This is a genomic window from Acidithrix ferrooxidans (genome assembly GCF_000949295.1).
Lineage (GTDB): Bacteria > Actinomycetota > Acidimicrobiia > Acidimicrobiales > Acidimicrobiaceae > Acidithrix > Acidithrix ferrooxidans.
The window spans coordinates 1-26,310 of record NZ_JXYS01000077.1; the positions used below are offsets into that span (position 1 = coordinate 1).

A 26,310-nucleotide genomic window follows, 5' to 3' on the forward strand; every position below is an offset into this window, starting at 1 on the left:
TGAAACTTAGAGAGATCGATACCACATATCTCAGGTAATGAAGAGTTGGAGTTGATATACGAATAGGTCTTTCGATCAGATCCAGGATAAATAAGACGAGCTATTATCGTTGCCTTGGCAATGCCAAGAGATTCACCCGATAGACCTGCACTCTCTAGGATCTTATCGAAGCTAAGAGCTTCATAGAACGAGTTTCCTATGAGTTCTGGACCGATACTTCTACTATTGATAGTCTTAGCACTAGAGAGATCCACCATCTCAAGGTCAGCCTCAGTAGTTCTTGTTTCTTTAGCGGCTGCAACTTCGGAACGAATTGCATACTTAGTGATTGCTAGATCGACGTATCTGGCAATAATAGGATCTGATTCAAAGAGTGAGGTTACTCCAGAGAGTCTCTGGGCAATTGCATTGGCCAGAGCTGGCCACAATGACTTATCCAGGTCCAGTTCGGTCAAGGTCATTACTATACGTTGACGGGGACCTTTTTCACAGCGGTAGGACTCAACGAGTTGGTACTTACTGTAGCTAACGCCGGTCTTTTTATTAACTGTTGGAGTTTCACGGATAAACACAACAAGACAATAGCACCATGTCAGAGCTAATGCAAGTCATAATCAAAACTACTCAAAAATTAGGACACTACATTCGCGACCCAAAAAGACCTAATACCCATCTACCAGGGCATCTATAAATCACACAAGCCGAAAATCGCCCAAAATCCCCTCAAAAGGGACCAATTGGGGCGATTTTTCGGGAAATCTGCGAAAGAAGGGTTAAGAAAATAGCTGTTAGAAAAAGATTGCGCCATGGTAGATCCGACTTTGGATTTACCATGGCGCATCCTGCTTTTATGGTTAGTTCTTAGCTTTATGGGGTAGGCCCCTTCAGTGTTGAGATAGAGCGCCTATTCAACTTCCTATTCAACTATTGCTGGTGTCTTTGAAATCGAATTTCTGAGAGGGATCTCCTTGATTAGAAATGCGAGAAGGAGGGCCACCAGCGTAATTGGTGTGCCTATCAAAAAGACGGTATCTAGCGAGTGCGCGAACGCTTGGACAAATCCAGCATGGATAGCGGGTGGCAATTTAGCTAATGCAGAGGGACTGAGTGCTAGCGAACTACTTGAAAATGATCCGGCCGACGATTTGGGTAGATAGATCGCCATATTATGGGTTAGGCGAGAGGTAAAGATAGCACCAAAGATCGCCACTCCGAATGAACCACCAATCGATCTAAAGAAGGTCGCTGATGATGTTGCGACTCCTAACATCTCATATGGTACTGCATTTTGTACCGCTATGACCAAGACCTGCATCACTGCGCCGAGGCCCAAGCCAAGAATCAATGAGTAGATGCTCAATATAACGATTGAGGTGCTTGCGGTAAGAGTGGAGAGCAGATACATAGCAATTGTCATTAACGCTGTCCCTAATATTGGGAAGATCTTGTACTTGCCAAATTTGGAGATAAGTTGACCTGTTAATAACGATGTAATGAGAACACCTGCCATCAACGGCAGCAGCTGAAGTCCTGATTTAGTAGGGCTGGAGTTGAAGACCGTCTGTAGGAAGGTGGGGAGGTAGACGATTGAACCGAACATTCCAAAACCGACAATAAAACCCATGGCTGACAGGACTGCAACTGATGGAACTTTGAACATTGCCGGTGAAATTAAAGGTTCGGTGGCCTTTCGTTCAACCAATGCGAAGGCTACAAGGGTAACTACTCCAAAGATTGTTAGACCTATGATCGTGGGGGAGGACCACGAGTAAGTGGTTCCACCCCAGGTCGTTACCAGGATTAATGAAGTTATTGATGCGGCCATTAAAGCTGTGCCAAGGTAGTCAACCCTATGTGGGGATACTCTAACGGGAAGTTTTAGGACGACGGCGATGACAACCAGAGCGGCGATTCCAATTGGCAGGTTCACATAAAAGACCCAGCGCCAGCTGAGGCTATCTGTGAAATATCCTCCAAGCAGTGGACCGATAACTGAGGCAAGTCCAAATACAGCCCCAAATAGCCCTTGGTAGCGACCTCTTTGGCGAGGTGACACGATGTCACCGATTATCGCCTGGGCACCGGTCATTAGACCACCAGCACCAATGCCCTGTAAGGCACGAAATGCAATCAATTGGGTCATGTTCCCAGAGATTCCAGAGAGTGCAGAGCCTACTAAAAAGATTACTATTGAGGTTTGAAAGAGTTTCTTGCGGCCATACATGTCGCCGAGCTTTCCCCAAAGGGGAGTGGTGATCGTGGACGTGATTAGATAGGCGGTCACAACCCAAGATAGGTGGTTTATTCCACCAAGGTCGCCCGCAATTGTAGGTAGCGCAGTTGAGACGATCGTTTGATCGAGAGCCGCAAGCAGCATGGCTAGCATCAAGGCGCCAATAATAAGGCGAACGTTCGATTCTTCTTGGGGTGGTCTGTCTACGTCATTTACTTGGCTGGGTTCGGTTTTGGCCAATTTTACCTCCAGATGATTTCTCTATAGTATATCAATCGTGATACTCGTTTGTCTCATTTCTATACTTAATTGTATTATTTTGAGTAAAGGCTGTATCATGTAAGTGTAGATACTAACAAAAAGCACAAGACGAAATTTCCATGGCTGAAAATAACGACATTCGAGATCGGACATATTTAGCAATATTAGATGGTGCCTCAAAGGCCTTTATGGAAAAGGGCGATTTGGCGTCAATGGCTGATGTTGCACACGCTGCTGGTGTTGGCCGCGCAACCCTCTATCGGTACTTTCTAACCCGAGAAGAGCTTGTGACTCGCCTTCATCAAGTGGCCTTTGACGAGCTTGCTATTGAATTGGATAACCTATCTCTGTCGTTGCTCTCCCTTGAGGAAGCTCTTGCTCGATTTGGACGTTCGGTCTTAGGTGTATCTTTGCGCCATTCGTGTGTCTTGCATGACTTTGGGAGTGAGCAAGCTAGAGAATTAGCTCGAGCAGTTGTATCACCAAAGTTGATTAAATTAATAGAGGATCGTCAAAGACGTGGAGAGATTGACCCCAATCTTTCTTCAAATGTAGTCGCGGGCTATTTCGGGGGGATGCTGGCAACTAGCTCCAAGATGCATGCCTTGGGGATCCTAGGTATCGAAGAGGCAGCTTCCCAATCAGCGAGGATCTTTGCTAGAGGTGTCTCAGTTAAGAATTGATTCCTCTGAAACCAACCTGTGGTCAAGGCCTCGGATGGTTCCATGTATATCGTGTTTTTTATTGATCACGGTTTTTTGGTTGCCTTTTCAAATACATTTGAGTACCTCAGCTTCGACATAAGATTTGATTGGACCTTTTCTTAGCGTCTTTACCTCTCAATTTCGGTGCATCACAGGTTCAGCGCATCACAGGGTCTTTCGCTCTTGGTATTGGATATTTTTAGGTGGGGCATGCCTTGAATAATTCAAGATCGTAGCTCGATAGCTTGCAGCGTCATCTCGATGTGGCATGCACTACTTCGCGTTAGCACCCACCACCGATAGCACTAGGTGCTCATTGTTCCTTGGCTACGAACGAGGACCTGTTGTTTGGTGGTTTTATGGCTTTGCCATCGCTTCAGGGTGAATTTGATCGAGCGGTTCAATTTTGTTGATCTGTTTGTTGATCCGATCGTTGCTTTTGACCCAAGGGCGTCATCTCTTCTTGGTAGGATTCAAAATTCCGCCAGACATGGCGCCTATAATGAGGTATTGATAAATTAGTGAGTGAATGGTTTCTTGAACGAATCCAGCAGGGAGCATGTAATGGAACAAGTTAGCTTAGGATCATCAAGGTTGATCGTCTCTAAGATCGGCCTTGGATGTATGGGAATGTCCGACTTCTATAGCGGTCGTAACGACGACGAGTCCATTAAGACCATTCATCGAGCTATCGATTTAGGCGTGACCTTTTTCGATACGGCTGATATGTACGGTCCATTTACCAATGAACGTCTCGTTGGGAAGGCGCTTGTCGGCAAGCGAGATTCTGTAGTTTTGGCAACAAAGTTCGGAAATGTGCGCGATGAAAGCGGAGCATTTCTAGGAATACGAGGGGATGGTGACTACGTCCGCAAGTCCCTTGATGCCTCCCTATTACGCCTTGGCGTAGATTATATTGATCTTTACTATCAGCATCGGGTCGACAGATCGGTGCCTATTGAAGAGACCGTGGGAGCGATGGCCCAAGCTGTTGAACAGGGCAAGGTTAGATTTTTAGGGCTGTCCGAGGCTAGTCCTGCAACGATTCGTCGTGCCCATGGTGTACATCCCATCTCGGCTCTTCAGACCGAATACTCACTGTGGACTCGTGATCCTGAAGATGAGATCTTGGCCACCATTAAAAGTCTTGGAATTGGATTTGTTGCCTATAGTCCCCTTGGACGAGGGATGCTCTCGGGTCGTTTTCAGACCTTGGCCGACCTTCCGATGGATGATTCGCGACGGAGACATCCCCGCTTTAGTGAGGAGAATTTCGCCAAGAACGTACTTTTGGTTGAAAAGGTCGTTGAACTAGCAAAGGCAAAAGGTGTCACTCCAGCTCAACTTGCAATTGCTTGGCTATGCTCCCAAGGCCATAATATCGTGCCGATTCCTGGTACAACCAATGAAGCCCGCCTCGTTGAAAATATCGGCGCAGCTGATGTAACGCTTTCAGCAAAAGATCTTCAAGAGATAGAGGCCGTCTTTCCAAAGGGCGCTACCTCTGGCGATAGATACCCAGATATGTCCACAGTGAACGGCTAGTGGCTTGACTTCATAGCAGGCCAAAGGTCACGTGTGGGACAATAAAGGTTTGGCTCGCTCTTATCTTAAGCGGCGCGAGGTGTTATTTCAGATCGAGATGGTCTGATAACTTCTTTTATTGCAAAGAATAAGAGCGAGGCTGACCTGGTAGGTGTCCTTCAAATGCCCCTCAAATACCTTGTGTTGCTTACTCCCTTGGGGATAAGTTATTGAAGATTCAAAGGCAGTATTGTAAAAGTAAGGTGTAGAAACTTAGTGTTAAAATTGACTTTAGGTTTTGGGTTGCTTGTTCAATAGGCGCCTCTAGAGATCGAACAGGTAGGAAAGACAACTTTAATGCATGGTGGAATTGATTCCAGTGAAATTGCGATTTCATTAATCGCACCCGATGAATATTCGCAAGCTTCTGAATTGATCGTGAGTGCTTATCGACACTTGCTCGGCGACCATCTAGATGATGGTTATGCCGAGCATCTGGGAAATGTCGAGGGACGAGTTGAGTCAAGTTCCGTTTGGGTAGCTAAAGTCGATCGCCGATTAGTGGGTTGTGTAACCTTTGTCGACGATATGAACTCCTCGATGGCAGAGGGACTCCTTCCTAACGAAGCTGAAATTCGGATGCTCGCGGTGTCAAGCGAGGCTCAAGGGCGAGGAATCGGCAAGAAGCTAGTAAGTCATTGTCTCGATCTTGCAAATGAGACCCCTGGCATCGAGGCGCTATTTCTCCATACCACGCCCTTTATGCTTATCGCACAAAGGATTTATGCATCGATGGGATTTGAGCGCATCACCGATAGAGACTTAAAGATCAATGATGATCTCACCTTACTCGCCTATATCTACAAACTAGCGCGTAGCTAGTACCTCGGCAAATCGTTTGCTCCGCGAAAGTCAAGATCGAATTGGTGTTCTTTGTCTTTCAACGAGGTCCAATCTAAGCAACTCTTGATACAGAACACGGCTCATCAAAGGGATATTTCAGAAACTACTCTCGTCGGAAAGACTATCCAGGAAATATAGCGCAATCAGGTCTATCTGGCTACATCTCCCAAGGTCTTGGAGGCGGAGGATTGTGAAATCGCGGAAAGTAGTTCCCGACGGGCTGCATACATTCTCGATTTTATGGTTCCTACGGGGCAGTCGAGGACGCTACTAGCCTCTTCATAGGTTAAACCTATGACACTAACTAGCAATAGTACACTTCTTTTTTCGATCGAGAGGGTATCGATGAGTTCGTCAAGTTCGATTGTAGATTCATGGTTTAGATCGTTTTGTCCGAGATGATCTTCATGGATCTGTATATGAGCACCTTTGGATTTGCTACGGTAGCCATTTATGCAGCATCGATGCACGATAGTCATTAGCCAAGGTAGGGGATCTAGCCGGTCATCGTAGCTCGAGAGCGATCGCCATATTTGCAGGTAGCACTCCTGAAGGAGATCTTGGCTTTGTGGAGTTGGATGGAACCTCGAAATGTAAGAGGCAAAGATTCCATTGCACTTGGCTACCACGATCTCAAAGGAGTCCGGATCTCCCATTTTTGCACTCTTTAGCGCCCTTTGAATTTGAAGGTTAGCCAAACTGCCCTTCCCTGTCAAAGGTGCGTATCCTCGTTCGCTTTGGTCTCTTTTGCTCTCCATGGCTTCCATCATGCTACCTTGATCAGATGGTCAAAGAGGTACGAATTGGCACCCCAAGATGTGTTGGAGCGAAATAGATGACGCCTTCGACTGTTCCATGTGGCTTTGACTTCTTGGGGAATTTTCGAGATTGGACGGCTGGGTAGTTGCTCATTGGGCGGTTCGTACTGCGAGGGATGATTTCCAATCTTCGTTCAAGACCTGGAGATAGGTCGGCCGCTAAATCGATGGTAATGAGATCCAGTTCTTTGGTTGGATGGCCTTGATCGTGCCATTGATGGGGGTGAGGATCAGAGAGCCAAAGGCATAATATATTTGCGAATTGAACAACACGAAAGTTCTGCCCGGCCCAATTAGCCCTATCCGTAGTTTCGCAGGTTGGATGGGCCGAGCGAGTGACGGTCGCCTTCGAATAGTCATAGTCGACTTGAGGGATGAACTTGACATCCAAAACATAGTCTTGACTTTTAGTTGAGGTGATTTTTGATTCGATCTTGTACCATTTGCAATAATGTGGAGGCAGGGCGTCCAAGTGGGACCATTCCATATTTTGGCTCAAGCCTAAAGCACGTGGATTCAATAAAGCGCACTGATTAAACAAGGTACCAAATAAGTGAGACCTCTCCAGGGTCGCATCGGTTTTCTTTACTGATGTAGTGTTCTTGCTAATTGGTGTTTTAAACATATGTTACCTAATACTTTGAGGGTCCAGCGTCTTCAATGCATACGGATTCTTGATCGCTCAGTTGAGGAAGTGAGTTGCACGTCCTCGTGCTTTAGAGACTCTCAGCGTTTAACCAATCGATACGAATATTTTTTCAAGTAAATGAACTTTTACACCATCTTAGGTGAATACCAATGTAATGAAATGGCACGATTGCGAAAGATTCCAGGCGATCTTCTCCGAGATGGTCGACGGTCAAGACGACAGTGAAATCAGCGATGACGAGATTGAAGATGTTTTGGCGACCTGTTGCGAATGTCGCCATTTTCTAGTCGGTTCCTTGAGGCTGGGATCTGCCCTTAGTGGGTTATCTAGAGCTCCAACGCTTCTCAAGCCTTGGACTATCAACGATGGTAACTTTGAATACGTTGGTCCACTTCGAAATTATGTGAAAAGGTCGATCAGGGCACTTTTAGTCCTTTGTGGAGTCTGGTCGATCTTTGGCGCTTATGACCTTTTCTTTTATCGAGGCGGAGAGCAACTGACTCATTCTGGTATCTTTGAGAGTCGACTCTTGGCGGCAATGGTTTTTGGCTTTGGAGTTGGTGCGATTGGGATATCACGTTGGCCCAGCAATGCTCGATTGTTAAGATGGGCTTTTGGAGCCTGTGCCCTTTTGGTGGCGGTAGCCACCCTGCTCTCCAATCAAGGTGGCCTCTCTAAAACCTGGTTTTATCTCATTGAGATTCCAATGGTTAGTGCGACTTTGGCCTCCTTTGCGTTGGTTCTAGTCTCAGGGCCACCCAGAAGAGCCAAGCTGACAATAATAGGGTCGAATCAGTTTTTGCGACGAAACCGTCGTGCGAGACTCATTATAGATGTAGCGAGACCAGCTACATTGGTCTTGGCTGTGGCACTTACGCTAACTCTATTTTCTATCTCAAGACCACTTAGGCAAGGTTCCTCCTTGGTCGGCTCTTCTACTCAAATCATCAACCCAGTAAACGTCTATTCGTCGACTAGACCCTGCGAACGGAGAATCAATGGTTAGCAATGGCGAGCTATATAAGTCATATAGGTCTCGATTTAAGACGGGTTTATCTGCACACCCCTTTATTTCGAAGGAGAAAGTACTGTCGGTGCGAAGTGTAAACCCAACGACAAGAGTCAATAAGGCGTCGATCTTGGGGGGTAGCAAGTAATGCCAGGTATGGGGAGTTCGGCTCTTGACTTTGGGGCTATCTCAAGTGCGCTTTATAGTCAATTTCTGATACTTTTTATCGGGGCAATCTTGTTGGCAGTTCTTGGCTCGTGGGCTATTAAATTCTTGGGGATCGAGGGTCTCTTCGCTAAGAAATTCAAGGTGGGAGTGATCGATAGCTCCGTTGACGACTACTCGAAGACGTCGCGTGCCCAGCTTCTTAGGATAGCTTTTGGAGTGCTCTGGGTCATCGATGGCCTCTTTCAATTGCGCCCTGACATGCCGGGTGGCTTTGTCGCTAATGTAGCACTGCCTGTTACCTCAGGGATGCCTACGCCAATTGCTTCATTTGTGGACTTCCTCCTTCGGATTTGGAATGCACAGCCAACCAAGGTGGACATTACGACGGCATTCATACAGATCTTTATAGGTGTTGGCCTTTTGTTTCTGGGGAGATCTTTTGCCCGTAAGGTCGTGCTGTATCTCTCGTTGGCTTGGTCGCTATTTGTTCTGGTCGTAGGAAACGGATTCGGAATCTTATACCAAGGAGCCGGATGGATTTCTGGAGCACCTGGTGCAATTGTAATCTATGGCTTTATCTCCGTCTTTTTGATTGCGAGTGAATCTGGAAAGAGATGGACGCTTTCAGATCGGGCTTTGGAGATCTTCATTGCCGCCTTTCTAGTTGTCGGTGGTCTCCTACAGGCTCTCCCGTATGAGGGATATTGGAATAAGAATGGCTTGAACGCCATGTTGAAGACGATGGCACAGGCTCGCCAACCCGCCTTTTTTTCTTCGGTTATCAACTCCTATGCATCCTTTGCCTTTAAATCTCCTACTGTAGCAAATGGTATTTTGGTGGCTTTGACGATCATTGGGGCAATTGCGATCTTCATTCGTCGTCCAAGGTCTGTCGGTGTAGCGATAGTTGCCTTAGTTAGCCTCTTTGGCTGGTGGATTGGCTCTGACTTTGGAATCTTTTCCTCAACTGCTACCGACTTCAATTCCGGATTACCTTTGGTGGTGGTGGTACTTTCACTTCTTCTGCCAGTTAGTACTTCAAAGGCAAACGCCAAGATCTCTTTTGCGTTTTTGCCGCGAAACTTCGAGCTTAAGGTTTCTCAGGGCCTCAAGAGTGCATTGGTTAGAGTCTTTGGGACTGGTGTGGTGCTGTCATTTATTGTAGCTTCGGTAGCTCTTTTGGGGCCTGCGTCAAGCCAGATGGCCTTGGTTGACTCCTCAGGGGTGGCGCCTCTTCCGGCGACAAGCGCTCCAAATTTCTCGCTCACTAATGCAAATGGGAAGGTGGTCTCATTGGCCAGCCTCGGAGGCCGAGCTATTGTGTTGACTTTTTTGGATCCAGTTTGCTATGACACATGTCCTTTAATGGCACAGGAGATGAAACAAGCAGTGAGTGAGCTTGGGGCATCGGGAAAGAAGGTCGCCATGGTAGCAGTGGTTGCTAATCCTATTTTCCACTCCATTGGTGATGTGGCTACCTTCAACAAAACTGAGCATCTAAATAACGTTTCCAACTGGTATTACTTGACCGGAAGCGACCAGGCCTTAGCGAAGGTATGGAAGAACTATGGAATCCAAGTTCAGGTCTCGCAAGTTGGAATGGTGGTTCATACTCAAGTTCAGTACTTTATAGACAAGGCGGGTATTGAGCGCGGTCTCTTAGTGAATACCGGTAGTTCTGAGTTGTCGGGTAGTTACGTGACCTTGATTCGCAAAGAGCTGCAGAAGTTAATTTGAAAGGTACTGATTTGTTGAAAAAGAGCCATCTAGGGAGCCTTGCATCTCTTTCGGTGAGCGCACTAGTTCTGAGCGCATGCGGTTCATTTGCTAATTCAGTTACCGTGCCAGTCGCATCGAGCGCCAAGCCACTGTTGAGCGATAGCGCTTTGACCAACGGAGCCGTTGTGTCGCCAAATCAGATGTGGGTTACAGCCAAGAGCCTAACCTATTGGGAGCTCTTTCTGTGGAGTAATACCACTAAGAGCGCCAAAATGATTAGTCCGGTTGGAATATCCGGTGAAGGTGGACTTGCTATAGCCTACGATCCAGGAAAGTATGGCGTGATTGGATTTTACCCATATCAGTCCATGCTTCATTCACCCTTGATAGTTACAAAAGATGGTGGGTACCACTGGAATAGTTCATCTTTTGGGGGTTCATTGGCACCCGTTAAGGACGCCATAGGGTTAAGCGACTCTACTATTTTCTTGGTTGCTATGACTTCAAATGGCCGAATCCTCGAAGAAGCACCGAGCAGTGCTGCTGGCGCTTTCCGGACGTTACCCTTTCCTGTGGCTGGACAAATTGATGGAATTGCTGGGATCTCTAATGGGGTAGTCGCCCAATATAGTAGCGGTGGCACCTACCACTTGGCGATCTATTCGAGTCAAAGTGGACAATGGTCGATGTCAACCATAACTTCTCCAAATCCCATATCCATGTCGTCAGCTCCGGTGAAAACTAGTGGTGTGAGCAGCACCGAAGAGGTATCTATCTGTTCGAGCCGGGGTAGTTCTCTTACCTTAGGTTTGGTCTCTCCAACGGGAGTAATCACCTCAAGTGTCGTTGGGTCGCCCAATAGCCAGGCAGTGCCGGTGGCATGTACCGTTGACTCTAATAATCTACCTCAAGCTCTTTTACGTGGATCTGGCGGCAAGATGGCCGCTGTCACTTCTAGCGGTGCAACTACTAAATTGGGATCGTCCTTGATAGGTGCTGGTGCCTTCGTCCAGTTGCAAAGCCACTCGTTGGTTCTTGCTCCCTTCAACAACGGAGTTCATATGATCGATCTTCAAAGTGGTATCGACTTTGGAGGGCCGGTGGATACTATCCTTTCAAAGATCGCGTCCTCATTTGGCTAGATATTGGTTTCCTTCAGTGACGCCTGCGAATCAGAGTGTCTTTCGTCATATGTGAGCTATAACGGGTGATGTGGCGTCTTTGTGTTTCATGATTGATAGTTAATGTGTGTTGAAGTGCGATAGATTGCGGGCTTGGTGCACAAGGCATCTCAATAGTGGCCTTGTATTTCAAAGTTATCGTCTGAGATACTCCAACTTTTCATTATTTGGATTGCGTCTTTGAATATTCCACACCTTGCCACCACCAAATCCGCAATCTTGCGTCCATTCTTTGATGAGACTTGCGACCGTGCAATATTGAACTATAGCCAGTTTTCAAGCTTGTGATAGTAGATCGTTCAAATAAAGTTGGCGGATTTGATTAAAAAATAGAGCCCCACGCGACCACATGGGGGAAGTCGCATGGGGCTATGCCCATTGCTATCGAGGGATAGCGGCATCCCTCGATAGCATCTGCTCATCGGTATCCGTTCTCATTGGGGTTCATTTCAAGGAAGGGATGAGCACTTGATGGGGCGTTTTATGCGGTTGGCTTGAGGTGTAAGACAACCACTTCGTTAGTTGGTGCAGAAGGCTGACCAGATTCATATGGGTTAGATGGTGTGGGCCATCCGGTGAAGTTCTTGGTGTTGTACTCATCGAAGGCTGCTCCATATACCGTTGGAATGACCGGAAGCTGAGTAGCGACAAAGGTCTCGATCGGAAGCAGTGCTGCTACTTGAGCGCTATGTGTAGATGCAGTTGCGAGGGTAGACAACTCTGATTCAATGGTTGGGTTATTTAGACGCTCGAAGTCGCCGCTAGCAGAAGCAGTGGCGAGCTTAGAGTCTAGCCAACCTTGGTATTGCTGATATGGGGTAATACCTTGGCTTGACCAGTGCATTGTGAGTTGGAAGGTTCCCTTGGCTACCGCATCTGACCATGCTGCCACCGATAGTCCTACGAATTTAGCGTCTATATGTGCCTTTTGTAGGTCAGATGCAACGATTTCGTCGTCTGCTGCGTAGTCGGTGTAAGACGATGGATCGACGATTTGAATCGTAATTGGCTTACCTTGATATTGGTAGTAGCCATTGGAGCCAATTGTATAGCCCGCCTTATTCAAGATGGCATCAGCTGCCGATGCGCTACCGTTATCATTTAGGGCGTAGGCGTTGAGCGACGACGACATATAGGACTTAAAGGTAGGCAATACTAGGCCAGATGCATTTAGCACAGGAGGCTCTAGACCCGATTCACCCTGGGATGAAATAGCGTTTCGATCGATTGCTGCGCTGATGGCTTGGCGAATTGGAAGCTGATTAGTCGGCCACTGATTGAGGTTCGGGAATAGGCTGTTGGTGTTCAGCGGTGCGAACCAGGCCTTGTGATGCGTGGGATCCGGATTGATAAAGAGCTTATTCAAACCGGTAATAAAGTTCCCAGCCCACTGTGCTTGTCCGGTCTGTAGAGCCTCGAGCGCTGTAGTGTTCGAGGAATAGACAGGAAAGTCCAAGGTGCTAACCGGAACTGGTTGCCAGTAATTGGCGTTTTTACTAAGGGTAAAGCCCTCAGGGGTAAAGTTCTTTAGAGTGTACGGCCCAGTACCTACCGGGTTGGGGTCTGCGAATTTTCCTGGATCCCCAACGCTTGACCAGACCGACTTTGGTACGATATAGACGTTCGCGATGCTCTGAAGGTTCGTATATTGAGGAGTGGCGAAGCTAATCGTCACATCATTACCTGAGGTGCTGACGCCAGTTATCGAGAGACCGCCGGTATTGATGTCAGCATTGTTCTTCACCAAGTTGTAGGTGAAGGCAACGTCGGCAGGCGTAAGGGGGGTTCCGTTATTCCACTTGACGCCTTGGCGAATCGTGAAGGTGATAGCGGTTCCAGTGCTATTCCACTTGTATGCGGTGGCCAACCAAGGATAAGAGATCGAGGGGTTGGCAAGGTCAAATTGAATAAGTGGTTCATAGATCATGGACGTCGCACCCAAGAGTGCCGATGCCGATGATGGTAGAAATGGATTAAAGTTCTGAGTAATCGGGCTGGTAGGGCTCGACTCCATTGTCAGGACAGCGCTAGTCTTAGCGACTGCACCGGTCGTTGAAGCTGATGAAGACCCTGAGCTCGCGGAAGATCCGGAGCTGCCACAGCTTGCGAGTAGCGCACCAGCGATGGTGGCTGCGGCGATAGTACCGCCGATTTTCGATTTATGCATTCTCTTCATAGAGCGTCTGCTAGCCTTTCATTTTGAATGTCAAATGACTTGTCGTTTGATAGTGCGCCGCTCGGCCCCACCGGAGGCGCACAAATTATTTGATTAAACCGTGTGATTTCTTTAGCTTTTATTTGTATCTGAGACGGTCTCCTTTCTGGCGTCTAGATGAATTATGGGCACCGCTTTGTCTAAGTGCCAGCATGCGGCTGATCTATTTGAACCGACCATTACATGAGGCGGACTAGCCGACGTACACTTATCATCAGCGAAGGGGCAGCGATCGCTAAAGCGGCATCCGACGCTATTTGTGAGGGCGCTACCGGCTTGCCGAGCTACAGTTGTGGCACCTGTCTTTAGGGTGGATCCAAGGTCGTCGGGATCTGGAGACGATGAGACCAAAAGCTGGGTATAGGGATGAAGGGGCTTTTGAGTCACCTCTTCAGCTGGGCCACGTTCGACTATTTCGCCACCATACATTACCAGTATCTCATCGGCGAAGTAGCGTGCAGATGCTATATCGTGTGTTATATAGAGCATTGCGAGGTTGAGCCGTTCTCGTAAATCATCAAGCAGACTCAATATCTCTAGACGAATTGAGACGTCAAGCATGGAAACGGGTTCATCTGCAAGCAAGACTCTTGGGTGCGCGGCGAGAGCACGAGCGATTGAGACGCGTTGGCGCTGGCCGCCCGAGAGCTCATGAGGATACTTGGCTAAGAATTGATCTGGCGGGGTGAGCTTGACTTGGTTGATTAGACCCAGCAACTCTGTCTCTACCTCTGCCCCTTTGGTTTTTTGATGAAGTTTCACCGGTCGCTCGAGGTGGTATCGAATGGTATGTACTGGATTCAAAGAGGCAAATGGATCTTGAAATACCATCTGGACATCGCTCTTGAAACGGCGGAAATCAGATCGATTTCCAACTTGGATCTCAGCGCCGTCGAGGAAGATCTTGCCTTTGGTGAGTTTTTCATGGCCAGATAGCAACTTGGCAATAGTGGACTTTCCTGAGCCGGATTCGCCTACGACTGCAACCACGCCCCGTGCATAGAGGGCTAGGTTCACATTTTTTACAGCGGAGATGACACCTTCAGCTTTTCGTGAGATTCGATAGTCCTTCGAGATGCCCTCGGCACGCATAACTAATGGCCCACGACTTGCAGCAGCAGAGGCTACTTCGTTCGATTCAATCGGTTCAGAGTCCAACTTTGAGACAGCTGGTTTTGTGTGAGTTTCTTTTGTCACGCATGTGCCCTTTCAGTCTCTGATGGTTTAAAATTGTTTGCAATGACAATCGGACATGCACTAAAGTGCTTTCCTCCAAGGATTCCTTCCACCTTTTCAAGGCGCATCTCCACCTTGGTACAATCAGGCTTTGCAAATTTGCACCGTGGAATAAAGGGACAGCCAGGAGGTAGATCCCTTAGATCTGGAGTTACTCCAGGTATCCCAGCTAATGTTCGCTTTGGTCCTCTAAGCGATGGAAAAGAGTTCAAAAGGCCCTGCGTGTATGGATGTGCGGGCTGATGGTGGATGTCTGTGCTCTGTCCTACCTCAACCAATTGGCCAGCGTACATGATCGCAACTCGATCTGCGATCTCCATCATCAATGAGAGGTCGTGGGTGATGAATAGGACTGAAAAACCAAGGCGCTCTTTGAGCTCAACGATCTGAGAGAGAATTTCGCGTTGCACCACGACATCAAGAGCCGTAGTTGGTTCATCCATAATTACCAATTCCGGATCGACAGTTAGGGCCATGGCTATGACAATTCTTTGACGCATGCCACCCGAGAGCTCATGAGGATAACTGCGGAGACGATCTCGAGGAATGCCAACCATATCTAAGACCGAGACGACCTTGTCTAGCTTTTCGTCCTTGGAGAGATCCAAATGGACGTCCATTGCGTCTATGAGCTGATCTTGAATTCGAAGTACTGGATTGAGTGCGTTCATGGCACTTTGAAAGACTATCGATATCTCTCGCCATCGTAGCTTTCGTAGCTGATCGCGGTCCAGATCCAACAGTTCTACAGGGGTATAGTTTGATCTTCTACCGTTATATCTCACCGAGCCGGCCGTGATCACCGCAGGTGGCCTCAGTAGCCGACATGCTCCATAGGCTAAAGTGGATTTGCCTGATCCCGATTCACCTGCTAGGCCGACTACTTCGCCACGGTTGATGGTGATATCGACGTTTTCAACGGCTTTTACGTCGCCTCCACGAGAGCGATATGCGACCGAAAACCCTTTTATTTCTAGGACCGGTTGCGAGGCATCCCCATTTGATTCCGAGCGTGGCTTTGAATCATACCCTTTAGGTAGCTGATCGTCGATCATTATTGTCCTTCCTGATCTAAGGAGAGGGTAGAGCTGTTGTGGCGGACCTGATTTTCAACAGTTGTGGAACCCATAGAATTTTGACCAAGATGGCCGTTACTAGAATGAACCTGATTCAAACGGACCGGATCTTCGGTGAGATTGGCCTTGGGGCTTCTTCTTTGATCTTTTGTCCCTTTGTTATCAACGTGTGATCGCATTACCGGTGTTGGGTCGGCCGGTCTCCAGATCTTGCCATTGATTCGTGTTTGAGTTGCTGCATCCCTAAGGCGTGGATTTCCCAATTCGTCTAAACCGAAGTTCAAAAGTACCAGCCCAGTTCCGATTAGAGCTACGAATACTCCCGGAATTGCAAACCACCACCATGCTCCAAGTTGAAGTGCATTTCCGTTCTGCGCCCAGTAGAGGATCGTTCCCAGACTCCAGATAGTTGTATTGCCTACCCCTAAAAAGTCAAGGCCAACTGAAGCGCCTATGGCATAGAGGACTGTACCTACAAAGCTTGCAGCAATTAGGCTCACCTCATTTGGGATGACCTCGAAGAAGATGATTCTCCAAGTTTTTTCACCGGTCTCCCGTGAGGCCGCTATGAAGTCTCTACTTCGTAGCGAGAGTGTTTGGGCTCTTATGACACGGGCACCCCACGGCCATCCCAAGAGAGAGAGAAGTATGATCGTCGGTGTCTCACCTTTTCCTGGAAACTCACCTAGAACAACGATGAGAAGTGGCAAAGCTGGAATTACCAGAAAGACATTGGAGAAAAGTGAGAGAAATTCATCCCATAGACCCCCAAGAAAGCCAGCGGATACTCCGATTATGATCGACAGGGCGGTGGCAATAATTCCAGTTACAAGGCCAAGAACCATGGTAGTTCTTGTTCCAACGAGTATTTGAGAAAAGACGTCGCGACCGAGTTGATCGGTACCAAAGAGGTGACTGAGGCTAGGCGCAGCTACAGAGAGATTCGCCTGGGTGTTTTGTGTGGATGGATTATATGGAGCCAATATTGGCCCTATGATCGCGATCACCACGAAGACCCCGATTATTACCGCTCCAACCTTTGCCTTTGTATTCATTAGAATTGAAGGCATCGTTCGCTTTTTCTTTTTGATAGCTCCTTGAGCTATCAATCGCGGACTTTCGACCTTTGACATCACGCCACCGCCCTTGTTCTTGACCTGGGGTCGACTATTACATATAAGACATCCGCCAAGATATTAGCGGCAAGTACCGTTAGAGAGATTATTAGGAAGATGCCCTGTGTGAGAGGAAAGTCGTTTGAGGTTACCGAGTTATAGAGGGTAAGCCCAATGCCGGGGTAGTTGAAGACGATCTCCATGAGTAGCGTTCCCGAGACGACAAAGCCTAAAGCCAGAGCGAATCCAGAGATACTAGGTAGAATCGCGTTTCGAGCTGCGTAGGTAAATACCACTCTTTTGGGCGAGAGGCCCTTTGCCTGTGCAGCCAGGACGTAGTCTTCACCGATTGTGGTGATCATAACGTTTCTCATCTGGAGCATCCAGCCAGCAGTCGATGTGAGCACGATGGTGAGGGCTGGTAATAAGGAGTGACGGGCCGCACTTAGTATAAAAGCCCAGTTGAACCCTATCGACAAACCATTCGAAAAGCCCTGTTGCGCTGGTAGAACGTGGAATCTTAGTGCCAATAGCCAAACCAGAATAAGTGCTAAAAAGAAATACGGGGTCGCTTGGAGGAAACTCAGCGCCGGTAGGAGTTGATCAAGCTTTCCGCCTCTGCGCCAAGCAGCTATGATTCCAAGGCCCGTGCCCAGGACCCAACTAATGACCGTGGCTGTACCAACTAGTACCAGAGTCCAAGGAAGTGCATTTTTTATAATGTCGATGACTGGGATTGGAAATTGCAGGAGGTCAAGGCCGAGATTTCCGGTGAAAATCTGTCCCAAGTAGGTGATATATTGATGCAAGAGCGAACCATTATGACCGATTCCAAAGAGGATTTCAAGGGCGCGTTGCGCCGATGGCTTGAGTGACGGATACTTTGCCATCATCGATTCGACGATATTTCCTGGAAGAAAACGCGGTATGAAGAAGTTTATTGTTAGTGCCGCAAATAGCGCAACAACATAAAAGCCAAGCCTGCGTGCTAAAAATCTCATTTGCTTTATTTCACCGAACCTTGATATAAGAGAGTGGTCATTGTCATTGCTCGCAGCCACAGCTTTGGCGATAGACGATTTGAGTTGGAAGAACTGTATTGATGGGAGGAATCTTCTTTTGTGAGCCAACGACACCCAAGAGTGCATCTACGGCAGCTGAGCCAAGCTGTTGAATTGGTTGGCGAATCGTTGTCAGCGGCGGATGAACGTGTCGTGCCACTGAGATGTCGTCGAAACCGGTGACTGCAATGTCGCGACTTACAGTTAAACCTGCTCCCTTTAGGGCATGAATCGCCCCGATGGCGGCTTGATCGTTGGCGCACGCGACTGCTTGTGGTAGTCGGCTAGATTTCGCTAGACGTTTTTCGATCGCTGCCACAGCCCCAGAGGAGGTGTAGTCGGAGATCCAAAGTGGATCTTCTTCGACGGTGGCGCCCACGGACATGGCTCCTTCAACAAAGCCTTGACGACGTGCTTGAGAGTCAGGAGAGTTTGCGAATCCGGACAGAAATGCTAGTTGATTTAGTTTATGGACTTCTACCAAGTGACGAGCAAGATCATACATCGCGTTGTGGTTGTCTACACGCACCGTCATAGCCGAGCGCGATTTACCGCTACCGGCTAGAAGGACGGTTGGAATGCGTTTTGCAATTTCGGGAATTTTGCGATCAGTTACCGTGCGATCCAAAAGAATCAGTCCATCGCAATTGGAGATCATCTTATTGATTATTTCGTCGTCTTTGAAGCCACTAACTCCGCCTAAAAGGAGAGAATAGCCGTTGTCGGAAGCCGTGCGTTCGGCTCCTCTAATTACAGAGTCGGTAAAGAGGAGGCTCTCTTGAACGATCTCTAAGAAATCTTCGGAAGGCGTTCTTACAAAGAGAAGTCCAACCACCTTTTTGGATCCACTTGAGAGACCTCGTGCCGAGTTGTTTGGTACAAAACGTAGCTCTTTGACTGTGGCAAGAACGAGATCGCGAGTTGCTGGCTTTAGCTGACCATTGCCACTTAGCGCGCGTGAAACTGTGGCAATGGAGACTCCAGCGAGCTTGGCTACGTCGTAAATAGTTGAAGTCGACGTCGACGAAGCAGTATTTTCCGTATCCATTTTCACCCCCACCGCAGTCCGTACCCAATCCCCATTTGGTACCGAAACGTTTGATACATTTGCGTTATCGTAAACGAACACGAAACATGTTGTTTACTGTAAGCGCTTACAAGGACTATAACATCGCGGATATGGGTAGTCAAGCCGATTAGGAAAAAAAAATTAAGAAATACTGTAAGCGCTTACAAAAATAAGCTATCTTAAATTCATAGAAAGATAACGCGGTAGATTTACCACTAGGTAATCTGCTGAAAAATTGAAAGCGAGACGAAGTGCCCCAGGACAGGCAAACTAATTTTCCACAGGACTTCATCTGGGGTGCTGCGACCGCCTCTTATCAGATCGAAGGTGCAATCAGTGAAGGGGGAAGAGGCCCCTCGATTTGGGATACTTTTTCACATACCCCTGGCCGGGTTCACAATGACGATAATGGCGATGTAGCCTGTGATCACTTCAATCGCTACGGCGAAGACCTTGAGCTGATTAGCGATTTAGGGTTGAAGGCGTATCGTTTTTCCATTGCTTGGCCACGTATTCAACCCACTGGGAAAGGGCCTCTAAATCACGAAGGACTTGACTTTTATCGTCGACTCGTCGAAGGCCTGCGGGAAAAGGGAGTTACGCCAGTGGCGACTCTCTACCACTGGGACCTGCCTCAACCGCTAGAGGACGCTGGTGGTTGGAGGGTCAGAGATACTTCTTACTACTTCAGCGACTATGCCTCGATCGTTGCAGAGGCATTAGGGGATTCTATTGGTTCTTGGATTACTCTAAATGAGCCATGGTGCTCAGCTTGGCTAGGATATGGCATTGGTGTACATGCCCCGGGAGACCAAGATTTGGCGGCCGCGGTGGCTGCTACACACCATCTCCTACTTGGCCATGGTTTAGCGGTTGGGGCAATACGAGAGCACTCGACTTCAAATGTCGGCATTACTCTCAATCTAGCCAATATCCGAGCGGCGAGTTCTGATGAGGCGGACTTGACTGCAGCAAGATTGGCAGACGGTAACGCTAATCGAATCTTCTTGGATCCTATTTTCAAAGGTGCATACCCGAATGACATGGCGCAGCACTACGGCGCTATCATGCCTGAGATACATGAGGGTGATTTGGCTACAATCTCCACACCAATAGATTTTCTCGGTATCAATTTTTATGCTCCAAGCACGATTGCATCACGAGATCGAATCGATCAAGCGCGAATTGCTGGTTATCTAGTTGATGATAGCAAGGCTCCAAACCTTGTTGATCGTGATATGGGTGCTATCGGTGTTGGCCGCCCTGGTGTCCCTCGAACTCCAATGCGCTGGGAAGTAGAGTCCGATGCACTTCGAGAGCTTTTAGTCCGCGTGCGAGATGACTATGGTCGCTTTCCGATCTTTATCACCGAAAATGGACGAGCCAACGATGATTACGTGGGTTCCGACGGAAGCGTTAAAGACCCAGAGAGAATTGAATACGTTCACGACCATCTTTTGGCGGTTCACCAGGCCATTGAAAGTGGTGTTGACGTAAAGGGATACTTTTTGTGGAGTTTGATGGACAACTTTGAGTGGAGCTATGGCTTTTCCAAGCGATTTGGTATCATTTGGGTTGACTATGATACCGGCAGGAGAGTCAAAAAAGATAGCTTCCATTGGTACAAGAACGTAATTTCAGAGGGTGGCTTTCCGAAGTAGCTTCCTGTCGATCCAAAGCGAGTGAACGATTGAAAATTAGTTACGCTCTCTTTGGCGGTCGGTCGTTGACTCATCGGACGGGTTCTTTTACGGCGACCCGCTGATCAGACCTAAGCTGAGCCGACCTAAGCTGAGCCGACCTAAGCTGAGCCGACCTAAGCTGAGCCGACCTAAGCTGAGCCGAAGTCGTCCGTTTCTTGCAGAGCTCGTCTCTAGGTGAATCTCCGCTTCATGAATCTTCTCTGTATGCACCTCCTCTGATTGGAACCAATATAAATATTGGTTCCATGAATGGGGGCCACAGGTGAGTTTTGTGATCGTGCCAACTCACCTTAGGTTTGGACTTATGAGGTTTTGCGAGGAAAGCTATCAGCTGCAGTGTTGCCATAGCGTCTCGTTTTGGGGCGGTCTTTCCTTAGGCGGTCTTTCCTAGGAGGTTTTGGCGTATTAGTGCTCTCCAAGCTAAAAGGACCGTGATTCCCCGAACTGTTATCCAGATTGCAAAGGGCAACCAGATGATAGTTTGAGAGATATGGACATGGAAGACGATAAGGACCATGTCGACCACGACCATTGCTAACAACGCAACGATCATGGCATTTCGAAGCAGGTTGAAGCTTTCTGTGCCGCTTACTAAACCATCAAGTGTAAAGCTCAAGGCGGTTGGGGGCATTAGCGCAGCTACGACATAGATCGCCCTTTTTGCCGATGGAATTAGTGCTGGTGATGAAGTGAATACTTTGGCGAGGAAAGCGCTAAATATAACCATTGCGAATGCGATTATTACACTTGCAAAAAGGCCAAGCAATATGAGCTTTCTGGACCAAATTCTGATCTCCTTCCAAGCCGAGAGTCCGTGCCATTGGCCGACCATTACCTGGGCTGGAACCGCAATTGCGTCAAAGGAAAGTCCGAATAAAAGCCATATGGTCTGGCCAATCTGAAATGAGGCGAGATCGCTCGTTCCAAAGTAAGAGGCGAAATAGATCGATCCCGAGAGGGCGCCCATGAGTGCGAGTGTCCTTGAGATGAGAGAGACGCCAAGTTTGTAGAATTCCCGAATGAAGTTTGCGAGTGCGGCGATGGTGCTAGTCCATCTGAGGCCTTTTATCTGGATTGAAAAGGAGAACAAAATAGCGCCAAGCAATTGTGCAATGAGCGAACCGAGAGCCGATCCAACTACTGACATAGAAAATCCGAAGATAAATATCGCTTCAGCTGCGATATTTACAACTACTACGATTCCTTCGACGATGAAAGCCCTTCCTGTTCTTCCAAGGCCCGTTAGATATGCGGCTACTGCCTGGGATCCGAGGTAGAAGGGGAGGCTAAAGACTGAGATTCTTAGATAGATTATTCCAAAGTGGCGCACGGTTGGATTGGTTGTAGCTGCTGAGATCACAAGTGGGACGATTGCAACCAGTAACAACGCCAATACCACTCCGGCCAAGAAGAGAGCGATAGTCGCTGTCGTTGCGAAGGCCGCCAAATCATTGGGATCGACCTTGGCTGAGAGGCGGGCTACCCTTGACGTCAAGGCGAATGCTATTGAAGCCAGCGGAACAGTAATGAAGTTAATGGCACTTATGGCCAGGCCTAAGGCACCAAGCGCCAGAGGTGAAACGTGGCCAACCATGGCTAAGTCGGTGGCCCCTAGGATCGGTTCAAGTAATACAGAACCCAAGGAGGGAAGGCCAATTTTGGCTACCTGACGCCATTTTTGGTCGATTTCCATCTAATTATTATACGAGTCACAAGATCTCTTGGTCCAAGACAGCCGTCATAGGGTGACCACCTTAGTGGCTTTAGCGGGCGTAAGAATTTCTGGGGTTGGTTTCCCGCGTTGAAAGGATAGCTAGATCGTTCAAGCTTCTATGAAGATTAAGCATCAATAAAGAGATCAAGAATCAGTTTTTCCGTTTGGTACCATCTCTTCTTGTCAAGAAGTACAATCGATGAGATTTCACCCCTTAGCTTTGGCACATCTTTGCTCCTAAGTAAAGGTGATACTTCGGTTGCCTTGATCGAGTCATGATCAGGACTGGTTTTATCCACTGCAGGCTCTTCGAAGTGTTATCTTTGGTGATAACAGGTCTATTTTTAGCATGTGATCGATCCAGAGTGAGGTTTTTAGATGAACGAACTTGAGCTGAATCTAATTCAACGTATAAATGTGGGCGACTCTTTGACCAGAACGTCATGGCGATATCCAAATAAAGTTGCTATAGTCGATGGACCGAGGCAATTTACCTACTATGAACTGAATGACTTAGTAAATAAGTTCTCTCACTTTATTTGCTCCTTGGGCCTTCAAGTCGGTGACTCTATGGCGCTATTGGCAGGAAATTGCGCTGAATTTCTGATCTCCTACTTTGCCTGCGCGAAGGTGGGTGTCGTCTGTGTACCCATCAACTTGGGATGGAAAGGTGGCGAGATTGAATATGTGCTAAATCACTCTGGTGCTAAAGCTATTGTGATCGAAGAACAATTTCTAAAGCTAGCTAATGTCGTATTGCCGTCTTGCGAGGAGATTTATGAGATTGTTGTGGTTCACTCTGGTGATCTTCAAAACGTCGGAGATCTCAGCGAGCGCAATTGGCATTCGTTTGAGGCAGTAATCGGGGAATTTGAGGGGCTCGAACCTGAGGTGCTAATTGCAGATCGAGCTGCAATAAGTTACCTTTATACCTCTGGAACTACTTCTGCTCCCAAGGGGGTTGTTTCTTCTCATTTGGCAGTCTACTTAGAGTCTTTGGGAGTATGCGTCGAAGATAGATTTTCACATGACGATGTATTGGCAGCCATGATGCCTCTCTTTCATACTGCACAACTCAATGGTCAGTGCACACCTGCAATTGTTGTTGGAGCGACAATAGTACTTCTTCGGGGCTTTGACGCCGAGGCTTTACTATCAGCTATTGAGCGGGAAAAGGTCTCAGTCTTCTTTGGCTTACCTTTTATGTTTCGCGAACTGCTGGATTGCCCTTCGATAAGCCAGACCGATTTATCCTCGCTTCGTCTTGCTATTTATGCGATGGCACCAATGCCTGATACTCTTTTGCGCCAATGTATTGAGGTGCTGGGCTGTGATTTTGCCCTCGGATTTGGCCAGACCGAGATGAATCCGGTGACAACTATCTTCAGACCAGAGCATCAACTAAGTCATTCGGGAGCGGTTGGAACTCCCCAAATAAATGTGGCTGTCGCAATTATGGATGAGAGCGGTTGTTTGCTACCGAATGGCTCTTCGGGTGAAATTGTCTATCGATCACCCCAAACCATGACTGAATATCTCCATAATCCCTCTGCAACTGAGCTGGCATTTGATCGCGGATGGTTCCATTCAGGTGATAGCGGCTACTTCGATAAAGATGGTATTTTGTGGTTTGAGGATCGCTTTAAAGATGTAATTAAATCAGGTGGTGAGAACGTCTCATCTATCGAGGTCGAAAAGGCTATCTATGCAAGTTCAAACCAGATAGCCGAGGCGGCGGTGGTGGGCTTGCCCCACGGCCGATGGGGCGAAGCAATCACCGCATTCGTAGTTCCAAAGAATGGTCAAGATCTAGATCCGACTGAGATATTGGCTCGAGTCAAGGATAAAATTGATGGATTCAAGGCTCCAAAGTCAATTGAAATAGTTAGTGAGCTACCGAGAACCTCAACAGGTAAGGTTCAAAAAAATCTGCTCAGACGTCAATATTCTGCCCATTATGAGGAAAAATAATTATTCTTTTATCTTTTTGGACTGCTAATTTATCTTGGCTAATTCCAAAAATGTGCTAATTTTATTTTTGATTCGCATAGTTAAATTTTATAGGCTAATGCTGAATTGATTAGCAAATTTGCAAGCGTGATAAGAATGAGTTAGTAATAATAGTCGCTTTTGTAATCTATTGAATCGGTAATTCTCTATCTTAATTGTTTTTCGGATTCAGCATCGTTGGTAACTGCATCGTTGATTATGCGGTTTATGCGAAATGCAAAAGCATGTTATCTAGTTTGTCATCTATCGGGCATCTGATCGTTACTGTTACCTGAGAGATTGGTGCATTTTTATCAGATCGTTTGTTTAGATTGCCTAATCTCGGCAACTATAAAGCCATATCAGACGGTAGGGCGATTCGCCTATCTTTCAATTTTGCTTTGATCCTCAGTGCGCAATTTGGCCCTTTTAGCTTCGGCGACATGTAGCTCATAGCTCATCTAATCTGCTAGCAACCCATGGTGCATCATTGGCAGAGGCCCTAGACCGCATAGTTATGCCGCATAACTATGCGGTACGAAGGTGACTCGCATTGATTGGAAGCTTATGCTTGAAGATTGATCGCTCTGGACTGTCTTGGATGCGCTCTCATATTTATCTATCGGTAGCTTGAGCAAATAAGAACGGTATCTAGTTTGTTGATCTTCATCTTTGATCAAGGTATATTGCTTGAAACTATGTGTTTTATCTTTTTGAATAACTCGAGGACATTCTTTAATGGGCTAGTTAAATTTAGCTAGTAGTTATTATATAGTTGGCTCTTTGGTGGTCTTTGCCTTATTCCTCTCCTATTTTAGGTTTTTTTGCCTAAGCTACACTGGCCATTAGAGCCTAGACTCAGATATATACTTTAATTGCAGTTGCATCTCTTGATAGTGAGGCATCGATGACTTCGTTTGTCGCCATTAGTATGAATGAAGCAATTTATTATTGAGTTCGTTTAATCTTTTAGATAGCTATAGGCATTATTTTTATATTGAACTATTCGATAATTTGAATTCTTTTTTGGAATGATATGTATCTTCGACGACTATGGAGTTTTCACTATAGGGTTTAGGTGGTATTGCCGATATGGGCTTACGAGGCGTGAGGCAACGACCTTAATTTATTTGGGAAGCAACCCACGAGTAGCAGTGTTTTTTAGGACGTGAACCAATTTATGGTGATAGCCTAAAGACAGTTGCCTATGAGATTCTTTTTCGACGTAGTGGCCACGATCTAAGCTTCGTGGACCAATTGGATTCGACTATAAGCGCGGATTTGATGCTGAACTCTCATACCATTGGGTTCGAGCAAATGTCGAACGGTAGGCCGCTCTTTATAAATGCAGATGGTGCACTTTTGGTAGGCGATATGCCGATTATCTTTGAGCCGGACCGAGCGGTCATTGAGATTCTTGAAACGGTTGAGGCTGAGGACTTAATCTTGGATGTTTGCAGGATACTTTCGGAGAAGGAGTTCAAATTCGCTCTAGATGGCGTGGTTGAATGGGATGAGCGATTTGAGTCACTTATTTCTTTTTGCACCTACGTCAAGATTGATATTCGAGAGGTCGCTAACGATAAGATTAGGTCTCTGATCGAGAGGTTTAAGGACTATAACGTCTCCTTGTTGGCTGAAAAGGTAGAGACCTGGGCTGAGATTGAGCGATGTTATGATTTGGGTTTTGACCTCTTTCAGGGTTATGCGCTTTCTCGTCCCACCATTATTGAAGGTCGGACCATTGAGCCAACTGCCATCGCTTATTGAAGGTCGGACCATTGAGCCAACTGCTATCGCTTATTGAAGGTCGGACCATTGAGCCAACTGCTATCGCTTATTGAAGGTCGGACCATTGAGCCAACTGCCATCGCTTATTGAAGGTCGGACCATTGAGCCAACTGCCATCGCTTATTGAAGGTCGGACCATTGAGCCAACTGCTATCGCTTATTGAAGGTCGGA

General features: G+C 47.3%; 19 protein-coding genes and 1 pseudogene. 9 read left to right on the forward strand and 11 right to left on the reverse strand.

Annotation, left to right across the window (positions count from 1 at the left end; all coding sequences use genetic code 11):
• Together AXFE_RS11775 and AXFE_RS11780 are read right to left on the reverse strand one after the other, a co-directional pair.
• Positions 1 to 572: pseudogene (locus AXFE_RS11775) on the reverse strand (IS1634 family transposase); the annotation flags it as partial.
• A gap of 344 nt (positions 573 to 916) precedes the next feature.
• Positions 917 to 2,473 carry an MDR family MFS transporter gene (locus AXFE_RS11780; protein ID WP_052606139.1) on the reverse strand — a complete coding sequence of 519 codons (1,557 nt, stop codon included), beginning with the start codon at positions 2,471 to 2,473 and terminating at the stop codon, positions 917 to 919.
• 140 nt (positions 2,474 to 2,613) lie between these two features.
• Here AXFE_RS11780 and AXFE_RS11785 point away from each other — a divergent pair, with 140 nt between their 5' ends.
• From AXFE_RS11785 to AXFE_RS11795, 3 genes are all read left to right on the forward strand, one after another.
• Positions 2,614 to 3,177 (forward strand): TetR/AcrR family transcriptional regulator, encoded by a 564-nt coding sequence (locus AXFE_RS11785; protein WP_052606141.1) that lies wholly within the window; start codon positions 2,614 to 2,616, stop codon positions 3,175 to 3,177.
• Between the two features lie 585 nt (positions 3,178 to 3,762).
• On the forward strand, positions 3,763 to 4,743 hold the full coding sequence (locus AXFE_RS11790; RefSeq protein ID WP_052606144.1) for an aldo/keto reductase: 981 nt from the start codon (positions 3,763 to 3,765) through the stop codon (positions 4,741 to 4,743).
• Between the two features lie 336 nt (positions 4,744 to 5,079).
• Entirely contained in the window at positions 5,080 to 5,604 is a 525-nt protein-coding gene (locus tag AXFE_RS11795) for a GNAT family N-acetyltransferase (RefSeq protein ID WP_052606146.1), read from the forward strand.
• Between the two features lie 170 nt (positions 5,605 to 5,774).
• Here AXFE_RS11795 and AXFE_RS11800 read toward each other — a convergent pair whose 3' ends face one another.
• Together AXFE_RS11800 and AXFE_RS19405 are read right to left on the reverse strand one after the other, a co-directional pair.
• Positions 5,775 to 6,323 (reverse strand): RNA polymerase sigma factor, encoded by a 549-nt coding sequence (locus tag AXFE_RS11800; RefSeq protein ID WP_160291846.1) that lies wholly within the window; start codon positions 6,321 to 6,323, stop codon positions 5,775 to 5,777.
• Positions 6,324 to 6,405: 82 nt separating this feature from the next.
• A complete protein-coding gene (locus AXFE_RS19405; protein WP_160291847.1) occupies positions 6,406 to 6,930 on the reverse strand; it encodes a hypothetical protein in 525 nt (174 codons plus the stop codon).
• Between the two features lie 316 nt (positions 6,931 to 7,246).
• Between AXFE_RS19405 and AXFE_RS11810 the strand changes: the two genes are divergently transcribed.
• The 3 genes from AXFE_RS11810 (at position 7,247) to AXFE_RS11820 (ending at position 11,130) form a co-directional block, all read left to right on the forward strand.
• On the forward strand, positions 7,247 to 8,098 hold the full coding sequence (locus tag AXFE_RS11810; protein ID WP_052606149.1) for a hypothetical protein: 852 nt from the start codon (positions 7,247 to 7,249) through the stop codon (positions 8,096 to 8,098).
• Between the two features lie 159 nt (positions 8,099 to 8,257).
• The gene (locus tag AXFE_RS11815) at positions 8,258 to 10,006 is read left to right on the forward strand and encodes an SCO family protein (RefSeq protein ID WP_052606150.1); all 1,749 of its coding nucleotides are present in this window, start codon (positions 8,258 to 8,260) and stop codon (positions 10,004 to 10,006) included.
• A 14-nt stretch (positions 10,007 to 10,020) separates the two neighbouring features.
• On the forward strand, positions 10,021 to 11,130 hold the full coding sequence (locus tag AXFE_RS11820) for a hypothetical protein (protein WP_152626061.1): 1,110 nt from the start codon (positions 10,021 to 10,023) through the stop codon (positions 11,128 to 11,130).
• Between the two features lie 520 nt (positions 11,131 to 11,650).
• On the opposite strand, the gene AXFE_RS11825 is transcribed toward AXFE_RS11820, so the two are convergent.
• The 6 genes from AXFE_RS11825 to AXFE_RS11850 form a co-directional block, all read right to left on the reverse strand.
• Positions 11,651 to 13,336, reverse strand: a complete 1,686-nt coding sequence (locus AXFE_RS11825) for an ABC transporter substrate-binding protein (protein ID WP_160291848.1) — start codon at positions 13,334 to 13,336, stop codon at positions 11,651 to 11,653.
• A 120-nt stretch (positions 13,337 to 13,456) separates the two neighbouring features.
• Positions 13,457 to 14,581: an ABC transporter ATP-binding protein gene (locus AXFE_RS11830; RefSeq protein WP_200891274.1), complete on the reverse strand. Its 1,125-nt coding sequence runs from the start codon at positions 14,579 to 14,581 to the stop codon at positions 13,457 to 13,459.
• On the reverse strand, positions 14,578 to 15,675 hold the full coding sequence (locus tag AXFE_RS11835; protein ID WP_052606156.1) for an ABC transporter ATP-binding protein: 1,098 nt from the start codon (positions 15,673 to 15,675) through the stop codon (positions 14,578 to 14,580). The genes AXFE_RS11830 and AXFE_RS11835 overlap by 4 nt, the downstream gene beginning before the upstream one ends.
• The gene (locus AXFE_RS11840; RefSeq protein WP_052606158.1) at positions 15,675 to 16,829 is read right to left on the reverse strand and encodes an ABC transporter permease; all 1,155 of its coding nucleotides are present in this window, start codon (positions 16,827 to 16,829) and stop codon (positions 15,675 to 15,677) included. The genes AXFE_RS11835 and AXFE_RS11840 overlap by 1 nt, the downstream gene beginning before the upstream one ends.
• Positions 16,829 to 17,812, reverse strand: a complete 984-nt coding sequence (locus tag AXFE_RS11845; protein WP_052606170.1) for an ABC transporter permease — start codon at positions 17,810 to 17,812, stop codon at positions 16,829 to 16,831. Before AXFE_RS11845 ends, AXFE_RS11840 begins: the two co-directional genes overlap by 1 nt.
• A gap of 43 nt (positions 17,813 to 17,855) precedes the next feature.
• On the reverse strand, positions 17,856 to 18,920 hold the full coding sequence (locus AXFE_RS11850; RefSeq protein ID WP_052606159.1) for a LacI family DNA-binding transcriptional regulator: 1,065 nt from the start codon (positions 18,918 to 18,920) through the stop codon (positions 17,856 to 17,858).
• A gap of 272 nt (positions 18,921 to 19,192) precedes the next feature.
• Between AXFE_RS11850 and AXFE_RS11855 the strand changes: the two genes are divergently transcribed.
• On the forward strand, positions 19,193 to 20,602 hold the full coding sequence (locus AXFE_RS11855; RefSeq protein ID WP_052606161.1) for a GH1 family beta-glucosidase: 1,410 nt from the start codon (positions 19,193 to 19,195) through the stop codon (positions 20,600 to 20,602).
• A gap of 415 nt (positions 20,603 to 21,017) precedes the next feature.
• On the opposite strand, the gene AXFE_RS11860 is transcribed toward AXFE_RS11855, so the two are convergent.
• Positions 21,018 to 22,337 carry an MATE family efflux transporter gene (locus tag AXFE_RS11860; RefSeq protein ID WP_052606163.1) on the reverse strand — a complete coding sequence of 440 codons (1,320 nt, stop codon included), beginning with the start codon at positions 22,335 to 22,337 and terminating at the stop codon, positions 21,018 to 21,020.
• Between the two features lie 399 nt (positions 22,338 to 22,736).
• Here AXFE_RS11860 and AXFE_RS11865 point away from each other — a divergent pair, with 399 nt between their 5' ends.
• Together AXFE_RS11865 and AXFE_RS11870 are read left to right on the forward strand one after the other, a co-directional pair.
• Entirely contained in the window at positions 22,737 to 24,329 is a 1,593-nt protein-coding gene (locus AXFE_RS11865) for a class I adenylate-forming enzyme family protein (RefSeq protein ID WP_052606165.1), read from the forward strand.
• A 1,335-nt stretch (positions 24,330 to 25,664) separates the two neighbouring features.
• Positions 25,665 to 26,117: an EAL domain-containing protein gene (locus AXFE_RS11870; protein WP_160291849.1), complete on the forward strand. Its 453-nt coding sequence runs from the start codon at positions 25,665 to 25,667 to the stop codon at positions 26,115 to 26,117.
• Positions 26,118 to 26,310 lie beyond the last annotated feature (193 nt).